This is a genomic window from Ruegeria sp. HKCCA4812 (assembly GCF_013034245.1).
Lineage (GTDB): Bacteria > Pseudomonadota > Alphaproteobacteria > Rhodobacterales > Rhodobacteraceae > Ruegeria.
In genome coordinates this window covers 67,910-91,602 of record NZ_WQFQ01000008.1, presented here as the reverse complement: position 1 = coordinate 91,602, position 23,693 = coordinate 67,910, and the positions used below count along the sequence as shown (strand labels likewise).

Below are 23,693 nucleotides of genomic sequence, written 5' to 3'. Positions count from 1 at the left end.
ATAGCGCAGGCAAAGGCGCGTCTCAACGACAATACGTTTTCACCTTTCGTCGCAGGGGCCGGGTTTGTAAGGTCGCGCCGGAATACGCCAGAGGGGAGCAGCCTTGTCCAACGTCACGCCGATGATGGCGCAATATCTGGAAATCAAAGAGGCCCACGCGGATGCCTTGCTGTTTTACCGCATGGGCGATTTCTACGAGATGTTCTTTGAAGACGCCGTGAACGCCGCCGAGGCACTGGACATCGCCCTGACCAAACGCGGCAAACACAATGGCGAAGATATTCCGATGTGCGGCGTGCCGGTGCATTCGGCCGAAGGCTATCTGCTGACGTTGATCCGCAAGGGCTTTCGCGTCGCCGTCTGCGAACAGATGGAAAGCCCGGCCGAGGCCAAGAAAAGAGGCTCTAAATCGGTGGTAAAGCGCGATGTGGTGCGCCTTGTCACCCCCGGCACCCTGACCGAGGACGCTCTGCTGGAGGCGCGCCGCCACAACTTTCTGGCCGCCTATGCCGAGGTGCGCGACGAGGCCGCGCTGGCCTGGGCGGACATATCGACCGGGGCGTTTCACGTGATGCCGCTGACCTCGGTCCGGCTGAGCCCCGAGCTGGCCCGGCTGGCCCCGTCGGAACTGATCGTGGCAGACAACGTGCAGGAAAAACTGAATGAGCCGGTCCGCGATTTGGGTATTTCTCTCACCCCTGTCGGACGGGCGAGTTTTGACAGCACGGCGGCTGAAAAACGCATCTGCGGGTTGTTTCACGTGGGCGCGCTGGACGCGTTCGGAAGCTTTGGACGCGCCGAAGTGTCCGCGATGGGCGCGCTGATCGATTATCTGGAGATCACACAGAAGGGCAAATTGCCCCTGTTGCAAACGCCGCTGAAAGAATCCGAAGATCGCGTCGTGCAGATCGACGCGGCCACCCGCCGCAACCTTGAACTGACACGATCTTTGTCGGGCGGGCGGGCCGGATCGCTGCTGTCGGTGGTGGACCGGACCGTAACCCCGGGCGGTGCGCGCCTGCTGGAACAACGCCTGTCCAGCCCCTCGCGCAATCTGGATGTCATCCACGCGCGGCTGGACGCGGTCGATTTTGCCGCCCAGGACAGCCTGATCACCGCCGATCTGCGCGAGGCGCTCCGCAAGACGCCCGATCTGGACCGCGCCTTGTCGCGCCTGTCGCTGGACCGAGGCGGCCCGCGCGACTTGGCCGCCATCCGCAACGGGCTGACCCAAGCCGCAGCGATCGCCGGGATTTGCGAAGGTCAAGACCTGCCGGTGCTGCTGGCGACTGCGGTGCAGAACCTTGTGGGATTCGACGATCTGCTCGACCTGCTGGATCAGGCGCTGGTCGCCGACCCGCCGCTGCTGGCGCGCGATGGCGGCTTCATCGCGCCGGGCTTTGACGCCGAACTGGACGAGGCCCGCACCCTGCGGGACGAAGGCCGCTCGGTCATTGCCGGGTTTCAGCAGAAATACGCCGAACACACCGGCATCGCCTCGCTGAAAATTAAGCACAACAACGTGCTGGGCTATTTCATCGAAACCACGGCCACCCATGCCGAAAAGATGCTGAACCCGCCCTTCAGCGAGACCTATATCCACCGCCAGACCACCGCCAACCAGGTGCGGTTCACCACGGTTGAGCTCAGCGAGATCGAAACCCGCATCCTGAACGCCGGCAACCTGGCTCTTGAGATCGAAAAAAGGCTCTATCAAAGGCTTTCTGATGAGATTTTGAGCTTCGCTGCGCGACTTAATCAAGCCGCCCGAGGGCTGGCCGAACTGGATCAGACCACCGCGCTGGCAGATCTGGCCCGCGGAGAAAACTGGTGCAGACCACAGGTAGACGCCTCCCGGGCGTTCAGTGTTCAGGGCGGTCGGCATCCGGTGGTAGAGCACGCGCTGCGCCAGCAGTCCGGTGATGCCTTCATCGCCAATGACTGCGACCTCAGCGCCGAGGACGGCGCCGCCATCTGGCTGCTGACCGGTCCGAACATGGCCGGTAAGTCGACCTTCCTGCGCCAGAATGCGCTAATCGCCCTGTTGGCCCAGATGGGCAGCTACGTCCCGGCCGAGCAAGCTCATATCGGCGTGGTCAGCCAGCTTTTCAGCCGCGTGGGCGCCTCTGACGATTTGGCAAGGGGCCGGTCGACATTCATGGTCGAGATGGTGGAAACCGCGGCCATCCTCAACCAGGCCGATGACCGGGCGCTGGTGATCCTCGACGAAATCGGGCGTGGCACCGCCACCTATGACGGCCTGTCCATCGCCTGGGCCACGCTGGAACATCTGCACGTCGCCAACCGCTGCCGCGCGCTGTTTGCCACGCATTACCACGAGCTGACCGCGCTGGCCGGCAAGCTGGAGGGCGTCGAAAACGCCACCGTCGCGGTCAAGGAATGGGACGGCGAGGTGATATTCCTGCACGAGGTCCACAAGGGCGCCGCCGACCGCTCCTATGGCGTGCAGGTCGCGCAATTGGCCGGGCTGCCCGCATCCGTGGTCGAACGCGCCCGCGTGGTTCTGGACCAGTTGGAGAAAACGGAACGTGAGGGCGGCAAGCAGAAGGCGCTGATCGACGATCTGCCGCTGTTTTCCGCCGCACCACCCCCGCCGCCGGTCCCGAAGGCGTCGCCCGTCACCGATATGCTGGACCAGATCCTGCCGGACGACCTGACCCCGCGCGAAGCCCTCGATCTGATCTACAAACTGAAAGAGGCGGCCAGATCCTGACCGCCCCTTCATCTTTTCCCAAATACTCTCGCCGAAGGCCGTGCCCTTGGGCGCGTATCAGCTTGCCGGGGTTGACGACACGCCCACCTGTGCCGGGCGCAGCAGACGATCGTGCAACATGAACCCTTCGGCGGACACCTGAATGATGTCTCCTGCCTTGGTTCCGGGAACAGGTGCCTCGAACATGGCCTCATGCACGTTCGGATCAAACCGGTCGCCCACTTCGGGTGTGATCACTTCGATTCCGTGCTTCTGGAACACGTCCTTCAAAGCGCGCATGGTCAATTCGACGCCTTCCAGCAAACCAGCAGCCACTTCTTTCTGCTCATCCGTCGCAGCTTCAAGGGCGCGCTTCATGTTGTCATAGACGGGCAGCATATCGCGGGCCAGCTTGGACCCGCCATACTGTTCCGCATCGCGGCGCGCCTTGTCGCTGCGCTTGCGCATGTTTTCGGCATCCGCCAGCGCGCGCATGAACTTGTCTTTATAGTCATCCCGTTCGGCCCGCAGCGCGTCCAGTTCCAGTTCTTCTTCGCTGATATCCATCAGCTCTTCGGCCAGCTCTTCGGCCTCGGCGGTTGCGATATCGTCCAGAAAATCTTCGTTCTTCGGCTCTGCCATCTTTTACCCTCTAGCTCCGGTCGGAAATCAGCTTGCCGACCAGTTGCGCCGTATAATCCACGATCGGTACGATCCGCCCATAATTCAGACGTGTGGGTCCGATAACCCCCACCGCACCGATTATCTTTCGATCAGCGTTCATATAAGGAGACACCACCAAAGAGGAACCCGAAAGTGAGAAAAGTTTGTTCTCAGACCCGATAAAAATGCGCACACCCTCGCCTTCTTCGGTCAATTCAAGGAATTCGGCGATGTCTCGCTTGCGCTCAAGGTCATCGAACAGGGTGCGGATGCGGTCAAGTTCTTCGGCCTGACCGGGTTCGTTCAACAGATTCGCGCGCCCGCGCACGATCAAACGGGCCGAGTCGCTTCCGTCTCCGTCCCAAACGGCCATTCCGCTTTCGACCATCTCACGGGCCAGAGTGTCGATTTCCTGCTTGCGCGCATCGATCTGCGTCTGCATTTGCCGCCGCACTTCGCTGAGTGTCCGCCCCTCGATAAGTGCGTTCAGGAAATTCGCGGCCTCGCGCATGGAACTTGGCGTTTGCCCAGGTGGCGGCGCGAACAGCCGGTTTTCCACATGTCCGTCCGAGAAAACCAAAACCACCAAAGCCCGATCATGGCCCAGAGAAACAAATTCGATATGTTTGATTTCCGATTCATGCTTGGGCGTCAGAACCAGCGAGGCCCCTTGTGTCACGTGTGACAAGGCAGAGCCGACACGGTCCAGCATTCCACCAACATCACCCGTGTTAGAGCCTAAAGTCTGCTCCAGTTTCTGCCGGTCATCGGCACCCAGGTCGCCGACCTCAAGCAATCCGTCCACAAACATTCGCAGGCCTTGCTGCGTCGGGATTCGGCCGGCGCTGACATGGGGGCTATCCAGAAGGCCCAGAAATTCCAGATCCTGCATCACATTGCGGACAGTTGCAGCGCTGACTTTTTCTGACAACGTACGCGTCAAAGTACGGCTGCCGACGGGCTCTCCGCTTTCCAGATAGCTCTCGACAATCAGCCGGAACACTTCGCGTGACCGGTCGTTCATCTCGTCCAGAATCTTGCTCGCTTCGCTCATCCGTGTTCCCCTGCTCGTTTGTCATTAAATAGCAGGCAAATGAAAGGTCAATCGGGGTTGCATCGTAACGCTGCGGGGCGTTATCCCCAACCCAGCAAACAAAGGAATTCCGATGCGACCCTCTGGAAGAGATTTAAGTGAAATGCGCGCCGTTTCAATCGAGACGGGAGTCACGAAACATGCCGAAGGTTCCTGCCTGATCAAAATGGGCGACACGCATGTTCTGTGCACCGCTACGATCGAAGATCGCGTGCCGCCGTTTATCAAGGGCTCGGGCCTGGGATGGGTCACAGCCGAATACGGCATGCTGCCCCGTGCCACCAATACGCGGATGCGGCGCGAGGCGGCCGCGGGCAAACAAGGGGGCCGCACGGTCGAAATCCAGCGCCTGATCGGCCGCGCCCTGCGCGCCGGCGTCGATCGGGTTGCTCTGGGCGAGCGTCAGATCACCGTGGACTGTGATGTGATCCAGGCCGATGGCGGCACCCGCTGCGCGTCAATCACCGGCGGCTGGGTCGCGCTGCGGCTGGCGGTGAACAAGCTGATGAAGACCGGCGACGTGATCTCGGACCCGCTGGTTGATCCGGTCGCGGCCGTGTCCTGTGGCATTTATGCAGGTCAGCCGGTGCTGGACCTTGATTACCCCGAAGACAGCGAAGCGGGCGTAGATGGCAACTTCATCATGACCGGATCCGGCAAACTGATCGAAGTGCAGATGAGCGCCGAAGGCTCGGTCTTCAGCCGCGCCCAAATGGATCAACTGATGGATCTGGCGGAAAAAGGCGTGTCCGAACTGGCGGCCGCGCAAAAGGCCGCCACCGCATGACCCGCAAGTTCGACGGCGACAGGTTGCTGGTCGCCACCCACAACAAAGGCAAGCTTGAGGAGATGGCGCATCTGCTCGAGCCCTTTGGCGTGACGGTCGTGGGCGCGGCCGAGATGGACCTGCCCGAGCCGGAAGAGACCGAGGACACATTTGTCGGCAACGCCCGGATAAAGGCTCACTCCGCCGCACAGGCCACCGGACTGCCCGCCCTGTCGGACGATTCCGGGATCACCATCGACGCGCTGAACGGAGCGCCGGGCGTGTACACGGCTGATTGGGCCGAAACCGGAAATGGCCGCGATTTTCTGATGGCCATGACCCGCGCCCATGATGAGCTTGAAGCAAAAAACGCACCGCATCCCCGCACGGCCCAATTCCGCTGCACATTGGTTCTGGCCTGGCCCGACGGGCACGACGAGGTGTTCGAAGGCGTCGCGCCCGGTCATCTGGTCTGGCCGATCCGCGGCAAGGATGGGTTCGGCTATGACCCGATGTTTGTCCCCGACGGCTACGACATTACCTTTGCCGAGATGGATCGCTGGGAAAAGAACAAGATCAGCCATCGCGGTCGCGCGGTGGAAATGTTCGTGAAAGGCTGCTTTGGCGGATGATTGGCGCAACGGGGGCTTTGGCCTGTACGTGCATTGGCCTTTTTGCGAGGCCAAATGCCCCTATTGCGACTTCAACAGCCATGTTTCCAAAAATATTGATCAAAAACAATGGCTTGACTCCTATCTGTCCGAGCTTCACCGATCCGCTGCCGAAACGCCCGATCGGGTTCTGAACACGATCTTCTTTGGCGGCGGCACCCCGTCGCTGATGGCGCCCGAAACCGTGGCCGCCGTGATCGACACCGCCCGCGCCCTGTGGCGGCCCGCCAATGACATGGAAATCACCCTCGAGGCCAATCCCGGTTCGGTCGAGGCCGGGCGGTTCGCCGCCTATCGCGATGCGGGCGTGAACCGGGTTTCGATGGGCATTCAGGCAATGAATGACGAAGACCTGAGGCGGCTGGGCCGCATCCACACCGCGGCAGAGGCCCGCGCCGCCTTTGACATCGCCCGCAACTGTTTCAACCGGGTCAGCTTTGACCTGATCTATGCGCGCCAACACCAGACACTGGACGCCTGGCAAGAGGAACTGACCCAAGCGCTATCGATGGCCATCGACCACCTGTCGCTCTATCAATTGACGATCGAAGACGGGACGGCCTTTGGGGATCGATACGCCGTCGGTAAGTTACGCGGCTTGCCCGAAGATGACAGTGCCGCCGACATGTATCTGGCCACGCAGGAAATATGCGAAGCACATGGCTTGCCGGCCTATGAGGTTTCGAACCATGCCCGCCCCGGCGCAGAATCGCAGCACAACCTGATTTACTGGCGATACGGCGATTATGTCGGCATCGGCCCCGGCGCCCATGGGAGGATTACCCTGAATGGTCGGAAATACGCGACCGAAACCTATCTGAACCCCCAGCGTTGGCTTGATGCCGCCAATCAAGGCAATGGTGAAAAGAACCGCAGCGCGTTGCCCCTTGAAGATCAGGCAAATGAATACCTTATGATGGGTATGAGAATTACTGAGGGACTAGATATGGACAGGTGGCAAAGTTTGTCTGGCCGCTCTCTTCCCTCTGAAACCATAGATCATCTGACCGAAATCAACATGGTTCGGCGCAGCAACGGGCGCCTCATCGCCACATCAGAAGGGCGCGCCGTATTGAACGCAGTCATCCGGGAGCTGTTGGACTGAGCATGCAGTATCTTTGGGCCGGACTGGGATTGCTTTGTGTTGCCATGGCGGCTGTTGGGGTTGTCCTGCCCCTTCTTCCTACGGTGCCTTTTCTTCTGCTTGCCGCGTTTTTCTTCGCCCGCTCATCCTCGCGGCTGCACAACTGGCTTGTGACCCATAACCTTTTTGGGCCACTGATTCTTGATTGGCAAAGCTCCGGCGCCATTCGACCAGCCGCAAAAAAGGCGGCAACCGTCTCGATCGCCGCCGTTTTCGGACTCTCTGTTTTGCTGTCAGCACCGCTTTTCGTGTTGATCATTCAGGCGGTTGTGCTGGGCGGTGTCATGATCTTTATCTGGTCACGTCCTAACGGCTGAGCTTGGCGCACAAGTCGTCCAGCTGATCCAGATTTTCGTAGGTCAGAACAACTTGTCCCGTTTCCGTTCCGGCCTTGTGATTGATTGACACTTTCATCGCCAGGATCGCGGACAGGTCTTTTTCCAAGGCACGTGTGTCTGCATCCTTTCCGGCATCCAGATTTCTGGAGCGGGGTGCAGAACGCTCGGCACTGCCTTGCTGCTGTTTTTTGACCAAAGCCTCGGTTGCGCGCACCGACAAGCCATCCTTGACGATCTGTTTCGCAAGCTCCGACGGATTTTCCGCCGTAATCAGTGCCCTGGCGTGCCCCGCAGACAATTTACCTTCAATAACAAGGGTTTGCACATCCAGCGGCAAGGACAGAAGCCGTAAAAGATTTGCGATGTGGCTGCGGCTTTTGCCCAGGGCCTCGGCAAGCTTTTCCTGTGTATGACCAAATCGGTCCATCAACTGCTTGTAACCGGCGGCCTCTTCCACCGCATTCAGATCCGCGCGTTGGATGTTTTCGACAATCGCAACTTCCAACACTTCCGTATCATCGAAATCACGTACAATAACCGGGATATCATGCAGCTGCGCCATCTGCGCCGCGCGCCAACGGCGTTCCCCCGCGACGATTTCGTATTCATCGGGCCCCGTCGCGCGAACGATCAACGGCTGAATGATACCTTTTTCCTTGACCGACGCTGCCAGCTCGTCCAACTGCTCGGGCATGAATGTCCGGCGCGGCTGGTTGGGGTTGGCTTTCAACTTTTCAATCGGGACTTTCAGATCCGGTCTGCGCGCATCCGTTGAAATCCGGCCATCTGATTCAGGATTCACATCCGCCATAAGGGCAGACAACCCCCGCCCCAAACCTCTGGACTTTGCTTTCTTGGCGCTCATGTCGCCCTCCTCGTTCCCGCTCAGGCAGCGGTCTTATTGTTCTTGTGCAAGATCTCACGAGCAAGATGCCGGTAGGCCATGGCCCCAAGCGATCCCGAGTCATATTGCAAAACAGGCAGCGCATATGACGGCGCTTCGCTGACCCGCACATTTCTGGGTATCTTCGTTTTAAAAACCATCTCACCCAGATTGTCACGCGCGTCCTTTTCAACCTGACGGGACAAGTTGTTGCGGTTGTCATACATGGTCAACACAATACCTTCGATTCTCAGATCTGGATTCGCCGTTTGGCGGACCTCTCGAATCGTCAGCATCAGTTGTGAAAGCCCTTCAAGGGCAAAGAACTCGCTTTGCAGCGGAACAAGCACCGAATGCGACGCAACCATTGCATTCACGGTCAGCAAGTTTAAGGACGGCGGGCAGTCGATAAGCACAAAATCCAGTTCAAACGCATCTATGGCTGGCTGCCTCAAAGCATCATGCAAAAGATAGCTGCGTTTTTCGTTGGAGATCAGTTCAATATCGGCGGAACTCAGATCAACGGTCGCCGGAACAACGAAAAGACCTTCGATTTCCGTCTCCTGAACGACGGCCTCCAATGGCGCGTCGTCAAGGATCAGATCATAAGTTGTCCAGTCTCGATCTTCGACACCCAAACCTGTCGAAGCGTTCCCCTGCGGGTCAAGGTCAACCACCAGGACCCGACACCGGGATTCAGCCAAACCCGCTGCAAGGTTGATTGCTGTGGTTGTTTTTCCGACCCCACCCTTCTGATTGGCAACAGCAATTATCCGAGGCCCTGAAGGTCGAGACAAATCAACCACGTGATACTCCATTTATCTTAAGGATAACGGCTTGAGGTTCAGTTAAACTTGTAATCGCCTCAGCTTCGAAATTCCATTCCTCACGTGCGTTTTCCAGCTCTTTTTTCCAATTTGCGCCTTTGGGCAACAACGCTGTCCCGTTGGTGTGTAAATGCCTGTCACAAAAGGATAACAGTGTGCGCAAGTCAGCCAGCGCTCGGGCGGAAACTATGTTTGCAGCCAAAGGATCAACTGATTCAATCCTTTTTGAAATCACTGTGCATTTTATGCCGCATTCCCGCGCAACGCTGCGCAAGAAAGCTGATTTCCGCTGGTCGCTCTCGATCATATTGAATGCGGCACCTGGGTTTTCCTCCGCAGCGATGATGGCGCAGACCATACCGGGGAATCCGCCTCCGCTTCCCAGGTCTGCCCAGGTGTCAAACCTGTCAGCGCACCGATAGACTTGCACCGAATCCAGAATATGCCGGTCCCAGATATGCTCCAAACTGTTCTTCGACACGAGGTTGATCTTAGGATTCCAGCGCTTCACCAGATCAACATAGGTCACGAGGCGATCAAATGTTTCACGTGAAACATTCATATCCTCAAACTTCGAGTATTCAACCATCATGCCTGACGAGCTCTTTGATCCCGGCGCAGTTTTGCCAGAACGAGCGTCAGCGCTGCCGGAGTTACGCCCTCGACACGGCTTGCCTGTGCGATATTTGCGGGCTTCGCTTGCGACAGCTTCTGTTTCATCTCCGACGACAGGCCGTCCAAGGCAAAATAATCGAACTCATGCGGTATGACATAGGATTCATCCCGCTTCATTGCTTCGACGTCCCGCTTTTGTCTGGCAATGTAGTTGGCATACAAGGCGTCCCGCTCGATCTGGAGCCTGATTTTTGGGTCAACGTCCTGCAAATCAGGAACGAGAGGCAACAAATCTTCAAACGAGGTATCAGGGAATGCCAGAATTGCCATCCCATCCCTACGGTTTCCGTCCTGATTAACGTTTATACCGGCAGCGAGAACTTCCTTGGGCGTATAAGTGCGTTCCGTTAGCTTCGACTTCACACTCTCAAGTTGGTTCATTTTATCTTCGAACTGAACCTTGCGCCCTTCTCCGACGCAGCCCAATTCCAAACCAAGCGGTGTCAGCCGTTGATCAGCATTGTCGGCACGCAGAGATAGCCGGAACTCCGCTCGCGACGTGAACATGCGGTAAGGTTCGGCAACTCCTCGAGTTGTCAAATCATCGATCATTACGCCAATATAACTGTCGGATCGTTTAAATTGGATGGGCTCCCGCCCTTGGGTCTCCAACGCCGCATTGAGGCCCGCCACCATGCCCTGAGCCGCGGCTTCCTCATATCCTGTGGTCCCATTTATCTGGCCCGCTAGATATAGTCCGGGAACAGCCGGCAAGGATAAGGAAGCGCTCAGGACACGCGGATCAACATAGTCGTATTCGATTGCATATCCCGGTTGCAGAATCTCTGCATTTTCCAAGCCTTTGATTGACCGCACATAGTCCAGCTGAACGTCTTGGGGCAGAGATGTCGATATTCCGTTCGGATAGATTGTGTGGTCGTTGACCCCTTCGGGTTCAAGGAAGATTTGATGCGATTCCTTGTCGGCGAAGCGTACGATCTTGTCTTCGATCGACGGGCAATAACGCGGGCCTACCCCATCGATGTGACCGCCATACATGGCAGATTTCGAAAGATTCGCCGCAATGATCTCATGTGTTCGCGCGTTTGTATGCGTAATTCCGCAAGAAATCTGGGGCGCGACAACGGAATTCGACATGAAAGAAAACAGGGTTGGTTCATCGTCGCCATCCTGCCTTTCAAGATCGGACCAATCAATGCTCCGCCCGTCCAGACGCGGCGGTGTGCCGGTTTTCAATCGCCCCATGGGAAGATCGTATCCATCCAACCGCTCAGCTAGTTTGATGGAAGGCCGATCCCCCATTCTCCCGCCTGGGCGAGACACGTCACCGATATGGATGACGCCCCTTAGAAACGTACCGGACGTCAGAATAACGGCGCGGGCGGTAAGCTCTGATCCATCGGAAAGAACAACACCTGCAACCTTTTCGCCGTTCATCAGGAAATCGACAACCTCGCCGACAACGACGGACAGGTTATCCTGCTTCTCCGTTACCTGTTGCATAGCAAGACGATAAAGGGCGCGATCCGCCTGCGCTCTCGGCCCCTGAACGGCGGGCCCCTTTCGACGGTTCAATAATCGAAACTGAATGCCGGCCTGATCCGCCACGCGACCCATGACGCCATCCAAGGCGTCGATCTCACGCACAAGATGGCCTTTCCCCAAACCGCCAATCGCTGGATTGCAGGACATGACGCCAATGTCCGTTGCAGACAGCGTCACCAACGCCGTTGTAGCGCCCATTCTGGCTGATGCATGAGCGGCCTCGGTTCCGGCATGACCTGCGCCGATGACGATGACATCAAACTTCGAATGTTTCACGTGAAACACTCCTTATTTTCCCAAACAGAAGCTGGAGAAGATTTCATCCAACAGAGTTTCCACGTCTATTCTGCCCACCAGGGATTCAAGGGCGCGAATGGCGGTTCTCAGCTCCTCTGCTGCGATATCATACAGGTCTGGGCCTGATTCCAGAACCGAGATTGCAGATGTGAGTGAGTCCAATGCTCTGGTGATTGCAATGCGGTGACGTTCCCGAGTTGCAATACCATGGGTAGTGGTTCGCTGACGCAGAACACACGATATATCGTCTACTAACGCATCTATTCCCTGGCCTGTTTTCCCTGACACACCCTTTCCCCCGATCCCCCGAAGGTCTGCTTTGGGCAAAACATGTATATCATCTTCCCGCATCTCCACCCCCAGGTCCTTCGGTGTTTCAGACAGGAAAACGCGAAGATCGGCGGCCTCCGCTCTGCTGCGCGCAAGCTCGATGCCCAGGTTTTCGACATGATCTTCGGTCTGTCGCAACCCCGCCGTATCCAGCAAGGTCACCGGTAGACCAGCCAGATCCATGCGAACTTCGATCACATCACGCGTGGTCCCGGCATATTCCGAAGTGATGGCCGCCTCACGGCCTGCCAAGGCATTCAAAAGGGTGGATTTTCCCGCATTTGGAAGGCCCACGATCGCAACCTCGAACCCTGAACGAATTCGCTCGGCAATCTTGACGCCATCTGCTTCACGATGAAGGTCCGACATGACACCTTGGATCAGCGCGCGTACTTCCGGCGTCACATCGGTTGGAACTTCTTCATCAGCAAAATCGATGACAGCCTCCAACAGGGACGCAGCCCGTATCAAATCCCGACGCCACCGTTCGGCCAATGTGCCCAGCTCGCCCGCCAGAATGGTCTGAGCCTGCTTCCGTTGTGCTTCCGTTTCTGCATCAATTAGATCGGCCAAGCCTTCAACCTGAGTCAGGTCCATCTTGCCGTTTTCCAGTGCCCGGCGTGTGAACTCACCCGGTTCAGCGATGCGCAATCCTTCCGTATCCGACAGGCAACGCAACACGGCGTTGACAGAGGCGGTGCTTCCATGAATCTGAAGCTCGGCCACGTCCTCACCGGTAAAACTGGCCGGAGCCTGGAAGGTCAAGACCAATCCGTCGTCCAAACGTGCTCCGCCATGATCGGTCAGAGTGCGCAGGACCATGCCACGCTTTGGCAGCGCACCACCCGTCAGGCGCGCTGCTGCTGAATGGGAGTCCGGACCCGAGAGGCGGATGACCGCCACCCCGGCTTTGCCCTGCGCGCTGGCCAAGGCGAATATCGTATCCATTCGAAGGCCTCGCTAGAGTTAAAGTCCAGTGTCAGGTGTTCATGGAATCGAAGAATTCGCTGTTTGTCTTTGTCTGCTTCAACTTGGACAACAAGAACTCGATTGCGTCGGTCGTGCCCATCGGGTTGAGGATACGCCGCAGAACGAAGGTCTTGGCCAGATCACCCTTGTCGACCAGAAGATCCTCTTTCCGCGTTCCGGATTTGAGGATGTCGATGGCCGGGAACACACGCTTGTCCGCGATCTTGCGATCCAGAACGATTTCCGAGTTACCTGTACCTTTGAATTCTTCAAAGATGACCTCGTCCATCCGGCTGCCGGTATCAATCAGCGCGGTCGCGATGATGGTCAGCGAACCACCTTCTTCAATGTTTCGGGCCGCGCCAAAGAAACGCTTGGGCCGTTGCAGGGCGTTTGCGTCCACACCACCGGTCAGAACTTTACCCGAGGATGGGACCACTGTGTTAAAGGCCCTACCAAGTCTTGTGATCGAATCAAGAAGAATAACAACATCTCGTTTATGTTCGACCAAACGCTTGGCTTTTTCGATGACCATTTCCGACACGGCCACGTGGCGCGTCGCTGGTTCATCAAAGGTCGAGGATACCACCTCCCCCTTTACCGAACGCTGCATGTCGGTGACTTCTTCCGGGCGTTCGTCGATCAGCAGGACGATCAGGTAGCATTCCGGGTGGTTCCGTTCGATCGAATGCGCGATGTTTTGCAGGATCACCGTCTTACCGGTGCGCGGCGGCGCCACGATCAACGACCGCTGGCCCTTGCCGATCGGCGCGACCAGGTCGATCACCCGTGCGGACTTGTCCTTGATGGTCGGATCCTCGATTTCCATCTTCAGCCGCTCATCCGGATAAAGCGGCGTCAGGTTGTCGAACAGGATCTTGTGCTTGGCCTTTTCCGGGTCTTCGAAGTTGATCTTGGTCACCTTCGTCAGCGCGAAATAGCGCTCATTCTCATCCGGGGCTTTGATCTCGCCTTCTACGGTATCCCCTGTCCGCAATGAGTGCTGGCGGATCATCTCGGGTGAGACATAGATGTCATCCGGGCCGGGCAGATAGTTCGCCTCGGGCGAGCGCAGGAAGCCGAAACCGTCCTGAAGCACTTCAAGCACGCCATCGCCACCAACGGTCCAGCCTTCATCAGCGCGTTCGCGCAGGATCTGGAACATCATCTCGCCCTTGCGCATGGTCGAGGCGTTTTCGATCTCCAGCTCTTCGGCCATCGCCAGAAGGTCTTTGGGGCTTTTGGCTTTCAGATCAGCAAGATTCAGGGATTCGGTTGTCATGATATATACCTTCACCGCTGACAGTGCGGCACGAAGTGGAATTTCAGTATGGAAGATACGCCGCCCGGACGGGCGTGTTGATCCCTACATAAGCGCAGTGCCGGGCGGAGTCAAACAGGCCCTCAGAACTTCAGAACAACCGCCAGAACGATGGCAACCATCAAAACGGTCGGGACCTCGTTCATCATGCGAAACTGCCGCCCACTGAGCATGTTTCGCCCTTCCAGAAAATCCTTGCGTCGCGCCATCAGCCAGTGATGGAACCAGGTCATGCCGATTACGGCAGCGCCCTTGACCCAAGGCCAGCTCCAATCCCACCCCACGATGCCCGGCGTGAACACCATGATCAAACCACAAACCCACGCAACGATCATCGCCGGTCTCATGATCACACGCAGCAGCTTTTCTTCCATTTCAAAGAAAATGTCCTGTGCGCCTTCTACGGCCTGTGCCTTTTCGACGTGATAGACAAACAACCTGGGCAGATAGAACAGGCCCGCCATCCACGAAATCACCGCCATGATATGGAGCGATTTCACCCATGGGTACAAAGTGAACAGAAGATCGGTCATTTCGGCTCCGGGCGTTGTTCGGGACCCTCCCTAATAAAAAAATAAGAAAAGAAAAAGGATGATGATTTTGTAGGGTGAGTAAAATCCGTGGATTACTTTTTTACACAAGTGTTTTCCCCAGGTGGACAGAACACGGAATTTTTCATGTGATTCTGTTGGTGGATATTTTTAACATTTAAAATCAATTATTTATTATCAGTATTCCTTGTTCCACTTGGGGATAACTGGTAGGAGAATTTGGGATATCGGGCTTTTCCAGAGAAACTGACTTATCCTTGTCCGGACGGGATGGGATTTGAGCGACTCGGGGATCTCTGGCGCGAAATCCCCGGGGTTGCGTGTCAACCGGAAAACCATACAAAGCACCCCTGAACTCTCAATGATTTGCACACGGGGTTTTCCACATGTCTGTCCCCATTCTTCTTGCTTCCGGGTCTGCCATTCGCGCGCAGCTGCTTGAAAATGCAGGCGTACCGTTTGTGGTTCAAACCGCGCGCGTGGATGAAGAGACGGCCAAACGCGCCCTGCTGGCTGAAAACGCATCTCCACGAGAGATTGCCGACACACTCGCAGAAATGAAGGCGCGGAAAGTCAGCGACAAAAACCCCGGTGCCATGGTTCTGGGATGTGATCAGGTTTTGGATTTTGACGGTCAGCTGATGTCAAAGCCGGAAACCCCCGAACAGGCGTTGGCTCAGCTGAAAGCCATGCGTGGCAAGCGTCACATGCTTTTGTCCGCAGCGGTGATCTATCAGAATGCTCAGCCGGTCTGGCGGCATGTGGGGCAGGTACGATTGCGGATGCGGGCCAGTTCCGACGCCTATCTGAAGGATTACGTGGCGCGAAACTGGGGCAGTATCCGCTACGCCGTCGGAGGCTACAAGCTGGAGGAAGAAGGTGTCCGCCTGTTCGCCACCATTGACGGCGACTATTTTAACGTTTTGGGTATGCCCCTGTTGGAGCTGCTCAACTTTCTGGCTGTCAAAGGGGTAATCGATCAATGACGGACTATCGGGTTCCTTTGGCCGGTGTGATTGGACATCCCATTGGTCACTCACGATCCCCCAAACTGCATGGCCATTGGCTGAAGACATACGGTCTTGCCGGTCATTACATCCCGATGGATGTCGCCACCGCCGACCTGGAAACTGTGCTGCGCACCCTGCCCAAGGCGGGTTTTGTCGGCGCCAATGTGACCGTTCCCCACAAGGAAGCCGCCTTGAAGATCGCGGATCATGCGTCTGACCGTGCGACGGTGATAGGTGCGGCGAACACTCTGGTGTTTCGTGAAGATGGCTCGATCCACGCGGATAACACTGACGGGTACGGGTTCATGGAGAATCTTCGCACCGGTGCGCCGGACTGGAACGCAAAGGACGGGCCAGCTGTTGTATTCGGGGCCGGAGGGGCTGCGCGCGCCGTGTTGCAGGCATTGTCTGACGCGGGTGTTCCGGAAATCCTGCTGACCAACCGAACCCGCGCCCGAGCGGATCATCTGAAAGAGGAATTCGGTCAACGTATCCACGTGGTGGATTGGGTTCAGGCCGGAAATGTCATCGAAAACGCAGAACTCGTGGTGAACACCACTTCGTTGGGCATGCAAGGCCAACCGGAATTGCGGGTTCCGCTTGACGGGTTGCAGCCCGGTGCCGTGGTGACGGATCTGGTTTATGCGCCATTGAAAACCCGCCTGTTGCAAACCGCTGAACAGGCTGGATGCACCGCAGTCGATGGGCTGGGCATGTTGTTGCATCAGGCAGTGCCCGGTTTCGAACGCTGGTTCGGCGTGCGCCCCGAAGTTGATGCTGATGCACATGCGGCGGCCTTGGCATGAGTTTTGCGCTTGGCCTGACCGGTTCCATCGGCATGGGGAAAAGCACAACGGCGCAGATGTTCGTCGAAGAAGGTTGTGCCTTGTGGGATGCGGACGCGGCGGTGCATCGCCTGTATTCCAGGGGGGGCGCGGCCGTTGGCCCCATGGAACGATTGTCTCCGTCGGCCATTCAGGACGGTGCGGTCAACCGGGAGGCGCTGAAACAGATAATTGCGGCCGATCCTGCTGCGCTGAAGGCCATCGAAGCCATCGTCCACCCTCTGGTCGCTGCTGACCGCGCAGCATTTCGTGAAGCCGCGACAAACGACATCCTGGTCTTCGACATTCCGCTTTTGTTTGAAACGGGCGGTGACGTGGCGATGGACGCGGTGGCTTGTGTTTCGATCCCGGCCAACGAGCAAAAGCGGCGTGTCATGGAACGTGGTACAATGACCGAGGCGCAGTTCGAGCAAATCCGCGCCAAGCAGATGCCGAATGAAGAAAAATGCGCGCGGTCGGATTACGTCATCGTGACCGACACTCTGGACCACGCCCGCGCGCAGGTGCAGGATGTGGTCAGGCAAATACGGGCGGGGATGGCAGATGCGTGAAATTGTACTCGACACCGAAACCACGGGTTTCGATCCCGAAAGCGGTGATCGGATCGTGGAAATCGGCGCCGTTGAACTGTGGAACCACGTCGCAACGGGTGAGACTTATCACGTCTACATCAACCCCGAACGTTCGATGCCGGAAGAGGCATTTGGCGTGCATGGCATCGGCCCGGACCTGTTGGAAAACCCACGTCCGCCGGAAAAGGGTGAAGTGACGCTGAAAGACAAACCGGTTTTTGCCAAGGTCGGTCACGCTTTTCGCGAATTCGTCGGCGATGCGCGGCTGGTGATCCACAATGCATCTTTCGACATGAAGTTCCTGAATGCCGAACTGAAATGGATGGGTGCCCCGCTCATCCCGATGGAACAGGCGCTGGATACGCTGGCGATTGCGCGCAAACGGTTTCCCGGTTCGCCGGCCTCACTGGATGCGCTTTGCCGTCGCTTCAATATTGACAACTCGAACCGTGTGCTGCACGGCGCGTTGCTCGACTCTGAAATCCTGGCCGAGGTTTATCTTGAGCTGATCGGAGGACGACAGCCCGATTTTGGACTGTCAACATCTGCATCATCCGTGGCAGGCGGCAGCGATGATTGGCGACCGGCACCACGAGCAACGCCACTGCCGTCTCGTATTACCGAGGATGAACGCGCGGCACATGATGCATTCATAGAAAAACTGGGCGAAAATGCCCTATGGACCCGCACCTGAACCCGTCAGGCACGGGCCAAACCCTCAGGCGTCTGTCTTCTGGGACTGTTCGGCCTGACGACGCATCAATTCGTTGCGGTACAGGGCGACGAAATCGATATTGTCCAGATTCACCGGTGGGAAACCGCCGTCACGGGTGATGTCGCTGACGATGCGGCGCAGGAACGGGAACAGCATCCGCGGGCATTCGATCATCAGGAACGGGTGCAGCTGGTCTTCCGGCACACCTTCCACGTGGAACAGGCCGCAATAGTCCAGTTCACACAGGAACAGAACGTCTTCCAGGCCTTTGGCTTTGGATGTCAGGTTCAGCTTGATCGACACTTCGAACTGGTGGTCAGCCGGGCGCTTCTTGGCATCCAGATTCACCTGAACCGCGATTTCGGGCTGTACGTCACCGGAAACACCCTTCTGGGCCATAACGTTCTCAAAGGACATGTCGCGGATGAACTGCCCCAGAACACGCATCTGAACTTGCGGGGCGGCTTTGGCCGCAGTGTTTTCTGCAGCTTTTTCTTCGGCCATGGATCTACTCCAAAAATGAAATTCGCCACTGCTTATCAAGTTGGGCGCGGCACCTCAATGCCGGTGGGGGCCTTCCACCCATTTAGACGGCTTTGACGGATCATTTTTTGGGCGGACCTCGGTAAAGTCACCATCTATGATGTCACCCTGATCGAACGGATTTCCCCGAGACTGAAAACCGGGGCCTTGGCCCATCTGAAACTGGGTAACGGTGACTTTCGATCTGAGATACCTGAAAACCGCAACCCGCACGCCGGGAACAAGCAACGCAAATCCAATGGCATCAGTGAAGAATCCCGGTGTAAGCAACAAAGCGCCCGACAACAGGATCATCGCACCATGAGCCAGCGGCTCGGTCGGGTCGTCCAGTTCGGCAAACGACCGTTGCAGGTTTCCCAACGCCATGCGACCTTGTGTCCGCACCAAAACAGTGCCCAAAACCGCCGTCAGCACTACGATGGCAAGGGTTGGCCACAAGCCGATCAACCCGCCAACCTGAATAAACAGCGCGATCTCGATGATGGGCACCAACAAAAATGCCAAGAACAGATACATTTGCGTTATCCTTTCCCTTAGGCCGGGCTGTGGACTTGCCACCTACGGTCACCTACATAGTGGCATGAGGCCGCGTATACAAAGCCGCGGTTCTGAAAAGAGGATGAAATGAACGAACCCATGATCCAGTTGCTGGTCCTGGCCGGAATTGCCGTTTTCCTGATCCTGCGCCTCAAGAGCGTGTTGGGCACACGTGAAGGTTTTGAGAAACCACCTGTGCAGCAGCAGCCCGAAGCGCATAAGTCGCGCCGCGATTTCGAAGTGATCGAAGGCGGCCCGGATCATGACATCACAGACCATGTCCCGGAAGACAGCGAGCTGGCACAGACGCTGGCGGCGATGAAACGCGTTGAACCCGGTTTTTCCGTCACCGAGTTTGTTCAGGGTGCGCGCGGTGCCTATGAAATGATCGTGATGGGGTTTGAGAAGGGCAACCTGGACGAGATCCAGCCATTCCTGTCGGAAGAAGTTTTTGAATCCTTCGTTGCGGGCGTCGCCGCACGAGAAGATCAGGGCCTGACGATCGAGGCCGAGTTCATCGGTGTCCGAGAGACGACCCTGACGGATGTGAAATTCGACAAGGATACCAATCAGGCCGAGATCACCATGAAATTCGTGGGTGAACTGACATCGGTCGTTCGGGATCGCGGTGGCGATATCGTCGAAGGCAGCCCCAACACCGTGAAACGCCAAAAGGACAGCTGGACCTTTGCCCGTGTGATGGGCAAGGACGATCCGAACTGGCTGCTTGTTGCCACGGACGCATGATTGCCACGCTCCGGTCGCTTTTACTGGTGGGTGCAATGACCACTGCCAGCGCTGCCGGGGCCGAGGCAACGCGATCCATTCTGTCGTTCGAAGATCTGCGTGGCTGGGCCGAGGATGACCACGGTGCAGCCCTGTCAGTTTTTCTGAACACCTGCGGGGATCTGAAGGATCCCGATTGGCGGGCCCTGTGCGGTGTGGCAAGAACCTATGATGCCGAAGCGGCACGGTTGTTCTTTGAGCTCTTTTTTCGCCCTGTTCTGGTCGAGGATGGTGAGGATGCCCTGTTCACGGGGTATTTCGAACCCGAACTTGATGGTGCACGTACCCGGACGGATCGTTTCAAATACCCCATCTACAAAATGCCGCCCGAGGCCCGCGCTGAGGGGCCCTGGCTGAGCCGGCGAGAAATCCTGACCAGTGATGTCATGCAGGGCCGCGGGCTTGAGATTGCCTGGGTCGATGACCCCGTAGAGTTGTTTTTTCTGCAAATCCAGGGTTCGGGCCGCGTTCGATTGCCGGATGGCGGCGCTTTGCGCGTCGGGTATGGCGGTGCGAACGGGCATCCCTACAGGTCAATTGGCGTGGAACTGGTGCGGCGCGGCATTCTTGGCGCGCATGAGGTCAGCGCGCAGATGATCCGCGCCTGGGTGCGCAAGAACCCCGAGGCCGGCGCGGAATTGCTGCTCCACAACCCATCATACGTGTTTTTCCGCGAAGTTTCACGTGTCGCGCCCGAGCTTGGGCCGCTGGGCGCCATGAACCGATCTGTCACGACCATGCGCAGCATCGCGGCTGATCCGGCCTATACCCCGCTGGGTGCGCCGGTGTGGGTGGAAAAAGACGGCAAGGAACCGATCCGCCGCCTGATGATTGCGCAGGATACAGGTGCGGCCATCAAAGGCGCGCAGCGGGCCGATATCTTTTTCGGAACGGGGGACGAAGCCGGTCAGGCCGCGGGCAAGCTGAAGGATCCCGGTCGGATGGTGCTGTTGCTGCCCATCCAGCGTGCCTATGCCCTGCTGCCGGATGAATTCTGATGACCCGGCGCAAACTGACAAGCGAAGAGATCGAGCTGTGGCGCAAGGTCGCCAAACAGGCCGAGAGGCTGCACCCCGAGATCCCGCAGACGATCCATCCGACTTCTTTGCCGAAACCCAAGCCCAAGAAAACCCCGAAACCGCGTTTTCAGGCATTCGAACTTGGACAGGCCCATCAGTCGAAACCGAAACCGAACGACCTGAAGCCGACGGTGACGGATGCGTTGCGAAATGCACCGGTTCAGATGGACAACAAGGCCTTTGGCCGGATGAAGCGCGGCAAGCTGAAACCCGAAGGCAAGCTGGATCTGCACGGTATGCGGGTGGCTTCGGCCCATCCCGCGCTGATCCGATTCATCCTGAGCGCGCAAGCACAGGGTAAGCGTCTGGTTTTGGTCGTGACCGGCAAAGGCAAGGATCGGGACGAGCCCGGTCCGATTCCGACGCCGCGAGGTGTTCTGCGAAATCAGGTTCCTCACTGGTTGTCGATCCCACCGCTGGCCCAGGCGGTGTTGCAGGTCACGCCGGCTCATATAAGCCACGGCGGAGACGGGGCGTATTACGTGTATCTCAGGCGGGTGCGTTAAAGGTCGCGACGGGCGCGGGAAATACCGACCCAAACAAGGCTGCATACCAGCACGAAGAACAGGCCAATCCAGAGAAACTGAATGCTCAGCGGGATACCAAGGTCAATCAGAACGCCGGTCAGACCGGGGCCGACGGCTGACCCCAGTACCATGACAGCCGCAGCCAACGCCTTGATGGCCCCGATATGCCGGGTCCCATAGAATTCTGCCCAGAACGCGCTGGGCAACGTGCTGTTCGCTCCGACCGTCAGGCCAAGAAACACCAACCCGATCGTCGCGCCGCTGATTGATTCAGTCATTCCCAGAACCACAAATCCAACCGCCATCGGAAGCTGATAGAATGGCATGATGCGCGCAGTGCCCCATTTGTCCAATGCCCAGCCCGCAGCAAACATCGACAGCAGTGATACTCCGGTAAAGATCGGGAACAGAGCGACCAGTTGGATATGCTGCCAGCCTTTGACCTCGGCGAAATAGACCTGATGGAAGAAAAACGCGGTGATGAATGCCGATGGCGCAAGCACGGCGGGCACCATGAACCAGAACAAGGGGTCAAACAGCGCGTCGCGACGGCTCCAGTGGCGACCCTGCATCCCAATGGCAGAGGATTCGCTGGCAAGGCTTTGCGGTGTTCGTTCCTCGCGCAACAGCCGCATCAGAACGGGTATTCCCAAGGCAGTCATCCCTGCCGCGACCACCCACAGCCAACGCCAGTCCTGGTAAACCATGGCTGCAACAAAGATCAGGGGCAGCAGGGCCTCACCGATGGCATAGCCGATGGATGCAATGGAAAGCGCCTTGCCCCGCGTGACCGTAAACCACCGCGCCATGGCGACCGCGGCCAGATGTGTGCTCATCCCCTGACCCAGCAGGCGCAACAGAAAAATCACCACTGGCAACAGGAGCAGCCAGGTATTCAGCGCCATGGCAAGGGCGGCCAGGGCCAACCCAGCCAGAACCGCCGGACCCAGCACCCGGACGCGAAAGATATCCGTCAGCCCTCCGGCCCAGATCATCACGATGGCCGACAGGGTTGTGCCCAATGTATATAGCCCACCCCACGCACCGTGGCCGAGGCTGAATTCCGCGCGGATTTCACCGGCAAAGATCGAGATGAAGAACGTCTGCCCGAAGCTGGATAAAAACGTCAGAAGAACGCCGGCGCCAAGCCAGGTGGCATTGTCTAGAAGATACCGACGCAGCTTGAACCGCGTCACGGAGTGGTAACCTGTGCCTGCCCGGTTTCCGTCAGAACAATTTCAGTGGCCCCGTCTGGATTGCGCTCGCTGGGTGGCACCAGAATATCAATGGTCGGTCGATCTTCCCGCCCGAAGGTATTGTTGACACGCCGCAACGAGTTGAGGATCGACAATAAAGCCGGAGAGGTCGCGGCAACGAAATGCGAGGATGCCGCGTCACTGTTGAAAGCAGTCGTGTCGATCACGCTGATCGGGAATTCCTCGAGCGAGTCAACCGAACTGATGTTCCCCAACCGCTGGCCCTCATCCGTGCCACGCAAACGGCCCGAGATGTTCAGGATCTTGTCCTTTTGGGATACCATAACGATGAACGGATCGGGGGGGTTGTCGATACGTTTCATCTGCGAGCGAAACAGATCAAGATCAAGATCAGGCGAGATCAGAACGACCCCTTCGATGTTTCGCTTGGCCCAGCCGGGTTCCTGCAATTCGGTTTGCCGCATCATCTCCATCGTCAACGCACCGCCCATGGAATGCGCGACCAGAATAACGCGTTTGACACCCATGGCTTTCAGTTCGCGGATGGTCTGTTCCAACCCGTCGCGGGCGAACAGCATACTGTCCAGATCATAGGCGTATCCATAGCCCGTCGCGCGGCTGGGCCAGGAATACACCAGCGTTGATCCGGGGAGGCCGATGTCATGTGTTAGCTGCGCCGCGCGGAAGATCGTTTCGGTCTGAGTCGAATTGTAGCCGTGCACAAAGATAGTGACGTCATCCTGTCCTCGCAGGTGTATGCGCAGCCCCTGCGGTCCATCCAACTCGGTCACGTCTGCCAGAACGAATTCTTTCCGCGGATTCGGGTTCGCGTAGGAGAAGCGGAGCGTACCCGGAGTATGCGTGGGTGGAATAGAAACCGTCGTTTCCAGGAACCTGAGCGTTTCACCGCGTCGGAATCCATAGGATCCATCGGCCTCACGCGCGCGGGTCGTGCTTGCGAAGATGGTTTCAGGTGTTCCGATGTTCACGGCACCGGGCACGACCTCGGACACCGTCCGGTCGACACAGGCGCCGAGCGAAAGGGATATGAACAGAATGACGAAGTATCGCAGCACGGGCCAGACCTCGGGGTGACTCGTGCACACGCTATCCTA

The 23,693-nt window shown here is 57.7% G+C and carries 25 protein-coding genes; 12 read left to right on the top strand and 13 right to left on the bottom strand.

Features of this window, described 5'->3' with window-relative positions; all coding sequences use genetic code 11:
• Positions 1 to 121 precede the first annotated feature (121 nt).
• On the top strand, positions 122 to 2,734 hold the full coding sequence (gene mutS, locus GOW04_RS18225; protein WP_171233587.1) for a DNA mismatch repair protein MutS: 2,613 nt from the start codon (positions 122 to 124) through the stop codon (positions 2,732 to 2,734).
• Between the two features lie 57 nt (positions 2,735 to 2,791).
• On the opposite strand, the gene GOW04_RS18220 is transcribed toward mutS, so the two are convergent.
• Together GOW04_RS18220 and hrcA are read right to left on the bottom strand one after the other, a co-directional pair.
• Entirely contained in the window at positions 2,792 to 3,355 is a 564-nt protein-coding gene (locus GOW04_RS18220) for a nucleotide exchange factor GrpE (RefSeq protein ID WP_171116719.1), read from the bottom strand.
• A gap of 10 nt (positions 3,356 to 3,365) precedes the next feature.
• Positions 3,366 to 4,430, bottom strand: coding sequence for a heat-inducible transcriptional repressor HrcA (hrcA, locus tag GOW04_RS18215; protein WP_171233536.1), 1,065 nt, complete (start codon positions 4,428 to 4,430; stop codon positions 3,366 to 3,368).
• 112 nt (positions 4,431 to 4,542) lie between these two features.
• Here hrcA and rph point away from each other — a divergent pair, with 112 nt between their 5' ends.
• The 4 genes from rph to GOW04_RS18195 are packed head-to-tail and all read left to right on the top strand — an operon-like array spanning position 4,543 to position 7,367.
• Positions 4,543 to 5,256 (top strand): ribonuclease PH, encoded by a 714-nt coding sequence (rph, locus tag GOW04_RS18210; RefSeq protein ID WP_171233535.1) that lies wholly within the window; start codon positions 4,543 to 4,545, stop codon positions 5,254 to 5,256.
• Positions 5,253 to 5,867, top strand: a complete 615-nt coding sequence (gene rdgB, locus GOW04_RS18205; protein WP_171233534.1) for an RdgB/HAM1 family non-canonical purine NTP pyrophosphatase — start codon at positions 5,253 to 5,255, stop codon at positions 5,865 to 5,867. Before rph ends, rdgB begins: the two co-directional genes overlap by 4 nt.
• Positions 5,857 to 7,011 carry a radical SAM family heme chaperone HemW gene (hemW, locus tag GOW04_RS18200; RefSeq protein ID WP_171233533.1) on the top strand — a complete coding sequence of 385 codons (1,155 nt, stop codon included), beginning with the start codon at positions 5,857 to 5,859 and terminating at the stop codon, positions 7,009 to 7,011. Before rdgB ends, hemW begins: the two co-directional genes overlap by 11 nt.
• A 2-nt stretch (positions 7,012 to 7,013) precedes the next feature.
• Positions 7,014 to 7,367 carry a YbaN family protein gene (locus tag GOW04_RS18195; RefSeq protein ID WP_152459608.1) on the top strand — a complete coding sequence of 118 codons (354 nt, stop codon included), beginning with the start codon at positions 7,014 to 7,016 and terminating at the stop codon, positions 7,365 to 7,367.
• Here the strand turns inward: GOW04_RS18195 and GOW04_RS18190 are convergent.
• The 7 genes from GOW04_RS18190 to GOW04_RS18160 all read right to left on the bottom strand — a co-directional run bounded on the left by GOW04_RS18190 (position 7,357) and on the right by GOW04_RS18160 (position 14,729).
• Positions 7,357 to 8,253 (bottom strand): ParB/RepB/Spo0J family partition protein, encoded by an 897-nt coding sequence (locus GOW04_RS18190; RefSeq protein ID WP_171233532.1) that lies wholly within the window; start codon positions 8,251 to 8,253, stop codon positions 7,357 to 7,359. The two genes, GOW04_RS18195 and GOW04_RS18190, sit on opposite strands and share 11 nt — an antisense overlap.
• 20 nt (positions 8,254 to 8,273) lie before the next feature.
• Positions 8,274 to 9,077 carry a ParA family protein gene (locus tag GOW04_RS18185; protein WP_371814419.1) on the bottom strand — a complete coding sequence of 268 codons (804 nt, stop codon included), beginning with the start codon at positions 9,075 to 9,077 and terminating at the stop codon, positions 8,274 to 8,276.
• Positions 9,070 to 9,687, bottom strand: coding sequence for a 16S rRNA (guanine(527)-N(7))-methyltransferase RsmG (rsmG, locus tag GOW04_RS18180; RefSeq protein WP_371814421.1), 618 nt, complete (start codon positions 9,685 to 9,687; stop codon positions 9,070 to 9,072). The genes GOW04_RS18185 and rsmG overlap by 8 nt, the downstream gene beginning before the upstream one ends.
• A complete protein-coding gene (gene mnmG, locus GOW04_RS18175; protein WP_171233529.1) occupies positions 9,687 to 11,555 on the bottom strand; it encodes a tRNA uridine-5-carboxymethylaminomethyl(34) synthesis enzyme MnmG in 1,869 nt (622 codons plus the stop codon). Before mnmG ends, rsmG begins: the two co-directional genes overlap by 1 nt.
• A gap of 12 nt (positions 11,556 to 11,567) precedes the next feature.
• The gene (mnmE, locus tag GOW04_RS18170) at positions 11,568 to 12,854 is read right to left on the bottom strand and encodes a tRNA uridine-5-carboxymethylaminomethyl(34) synthesis GTPase MnmE (protein WP_171233528.1); all 1,287 of its coding nucleotides are present in this window, start codon (positions 12,852 to 12,854) and stop codon (positions 11,568 to 11,570) included.
• Positions 12,855 to 12,885: 31 nt separating this feature from the next.
• Positions 12,886 to 14,157, bottom strand: coding sequence for a transcription termination factor Rho (rho, locus tag GOW04_RS18165; RefSeq protein ID WP_152459614.1), 1,272 nt, complete (start codon positions 14,155 to 14,157; stop codon positions 12,886 to 12,888).
• A gap of 122 nt (positions 14,158 to 14,279) precedes the next feature.
• Positions 14,280 to 14,729 carry a CopD family protein gene (locus GOW04_RS18160; RefSeq protein ID WP_152459615.1) on the bottom strand — a complete coding sequence of 150 codons (450 nt, stop codon included), beginning with the start codon at positions 14,727 to 14,729 and terminating at the stop codon, positions 14,280 to 14,282.
• Positions 14,730 to 15,133: 404 nt separating this feature from the next.
• Here GOW04_RS18160 and GOW04_RS18155 point away from each other — a divergent pair, with 404 nt between their 5' ends.
• The 4 genes from GOW04_RS18155 to dnaQ are packed head-to-tail and all read left to right on the top strand — an operon-like array spanning position 15,134 to position 17,868.
• Positions 15,134 to 15,733: a nucleoside triphosphate pyrophosphatase gene (locus GOW04_RS18155; RefSeq protein ID WP_171233527.1), complete on the top strand. Its 600-nt coding sequence runs from the start codon at positions 15,134 to 15,136 to the stop codon at positions 15,731 to 15,733.
• Positions 15,730 to 16,563, top strand: coding sequence for a shikimate dehydrogenase (locus GOW04_RS18150; protein ID WP_171233526.1), 834 nt, complete (start codon positions 15,730 to 15,732; stop codon positions 16,561 to 16,563). Before GOW04_RS18155 ends, GOW04_RS18150 begins: the two co-directional genes overlap by 4 nt.
• On the top strand, positions 16,560 to 17,153 hold the full coding sequence (gene coaE, locus GOW04_RS18145; RefSeq protein WP_171233525.1) for a dephospho-CoA kinase: 594 nt from the start codon (positions 16,560 to 16,562) through the stop codon (positions 17,151 to 17,153). Before GOW04_RS18150 ends, coaE begins: the two co-directional genes overlap by 4 nt.
• Positions 17,146 to 17,868: a DNA polymerase III subunit epsilon gene (gene dnaQ / locus GOW04_RS18140; protein ID WP_171233524.1), complete on the top strand. Its 723-nt coding sequence runs from the start codon at positions 17,146 to 17,148 to the stop codon at positions 17,866 to 17,868. Before coaE ends, dnaQ begins: the two co-directional genes overlap by 8 nt.
• A gap of 24 nt (positions 17,869 to 17,892) precedes the next feature.
• On the opposite strand, the gene secB is transcribed toward dnaQ, so the two are convergent.
• Entirely contained in the window at positions 17,893 to 18,393 is a 501-nt protein-coding gene (gene secB, locus GOW04_RS18135; RefSeq protein ID WP_152459620.1) for a protein-export chaperone SecB, read from the bottom strand.
• Between the two features lie 54 nt (positions 18,394 to 18,447).
• The gene (locus tag GOW04_RS18130) at positions 18,448 to 18,948 is read right to left on the bottom strand and encodes an FxsA family protein (RefSeq protein WP_152459621.1); all 501 of its coding nucleotides are present in this window, start codon (positions 18,946 to 18,948) and stop codon (positions 18,448 to 18,450) included.
• Positions 18,949 to 19,056: 108 nt separating this feature from the next.
• On the opposite strand from GOW04_RS18130, the gene GOW04_RS18125 reads away from it, so the two are divergent.
• The 3 genes from GOW04_RS18125 to GOW04_RS18115 are packed head-to-tail and all read left to right on the top strand — an operon-like array spanning position 19,057 to position 21,340.
• On the top strand, positions 19,057 to 19,716 hold the full coding sequence (locus GOW04_RS18125; protein ID WP_152459622.1) for a Tim44/TimA family putative adaptor protein: 660 nt from the start codon (positions 19,057 to 19,059) through the stop codon (positions 19,714 to 19,716).
• Positions 19,713 to 20,753, top strand: coding sequence for a murein transglycosylase A (locus tag GOW04_RS18120; RefSeq protein WP_171233523.1), 1,041 nt, complete (start codon positions 19,713 to 19,715; stop codon positions 20,751 to 20,753). Before GOW04_RS18125 ends, GOW04_RS18120 begins: the two co-directional genes overlap by 4 nt.
• Positions 20,753 to 21,340 carry a Smr/MutS family protein gene (locus tag GOW04_RS18115; RefSeq protein WP_171230156.1) on the top strand — a complete coding sequence of 196 codons (588 nt, stop codon included), beginning with the start codon at positions 20,753 to 20,755 and terminating at the stop codon, positions 21,338 to 21,340. Before GOW04_RS18120 ends, GOW04_RS18115 begins: the two co-directional genes overlap by 1 nt.
• Here the strand turns inward: GOW04_RS18115 and GOW04_RS18110 are convergent.
• Complete coding sequence (locus GOW04_RS18110; RefSeq protein ID WP_171233522.1) at positions 21,337 to 22,557, bottom strand: MFS transporter; 1,221 nt, start codon at positions 22,555 to 22,557, stop codon at positions 21,337 to 21,339. The two genes, GOW04_RS18115 and GOW04_RS18110, sit on opposite strands and share 4 nt — an antisense overlap.
• Positions 22,554 to 23,654, bottom strand: coding sequence for an alpha/beta fold hydrolase (locus GOW04_RS18105; protein WP_171233521.1), 1,101 nt, complete (start codon positions 23,652 to 23,654; stop codon positions 22,554 to 22,556). Before GOW04_RS18105 ends, GOW04_RS18110 begins: the two co-directional genes overlap by 4 nt.
• Positions 23,655 to 23,693 lie beyond the last annotated feature (39 nt).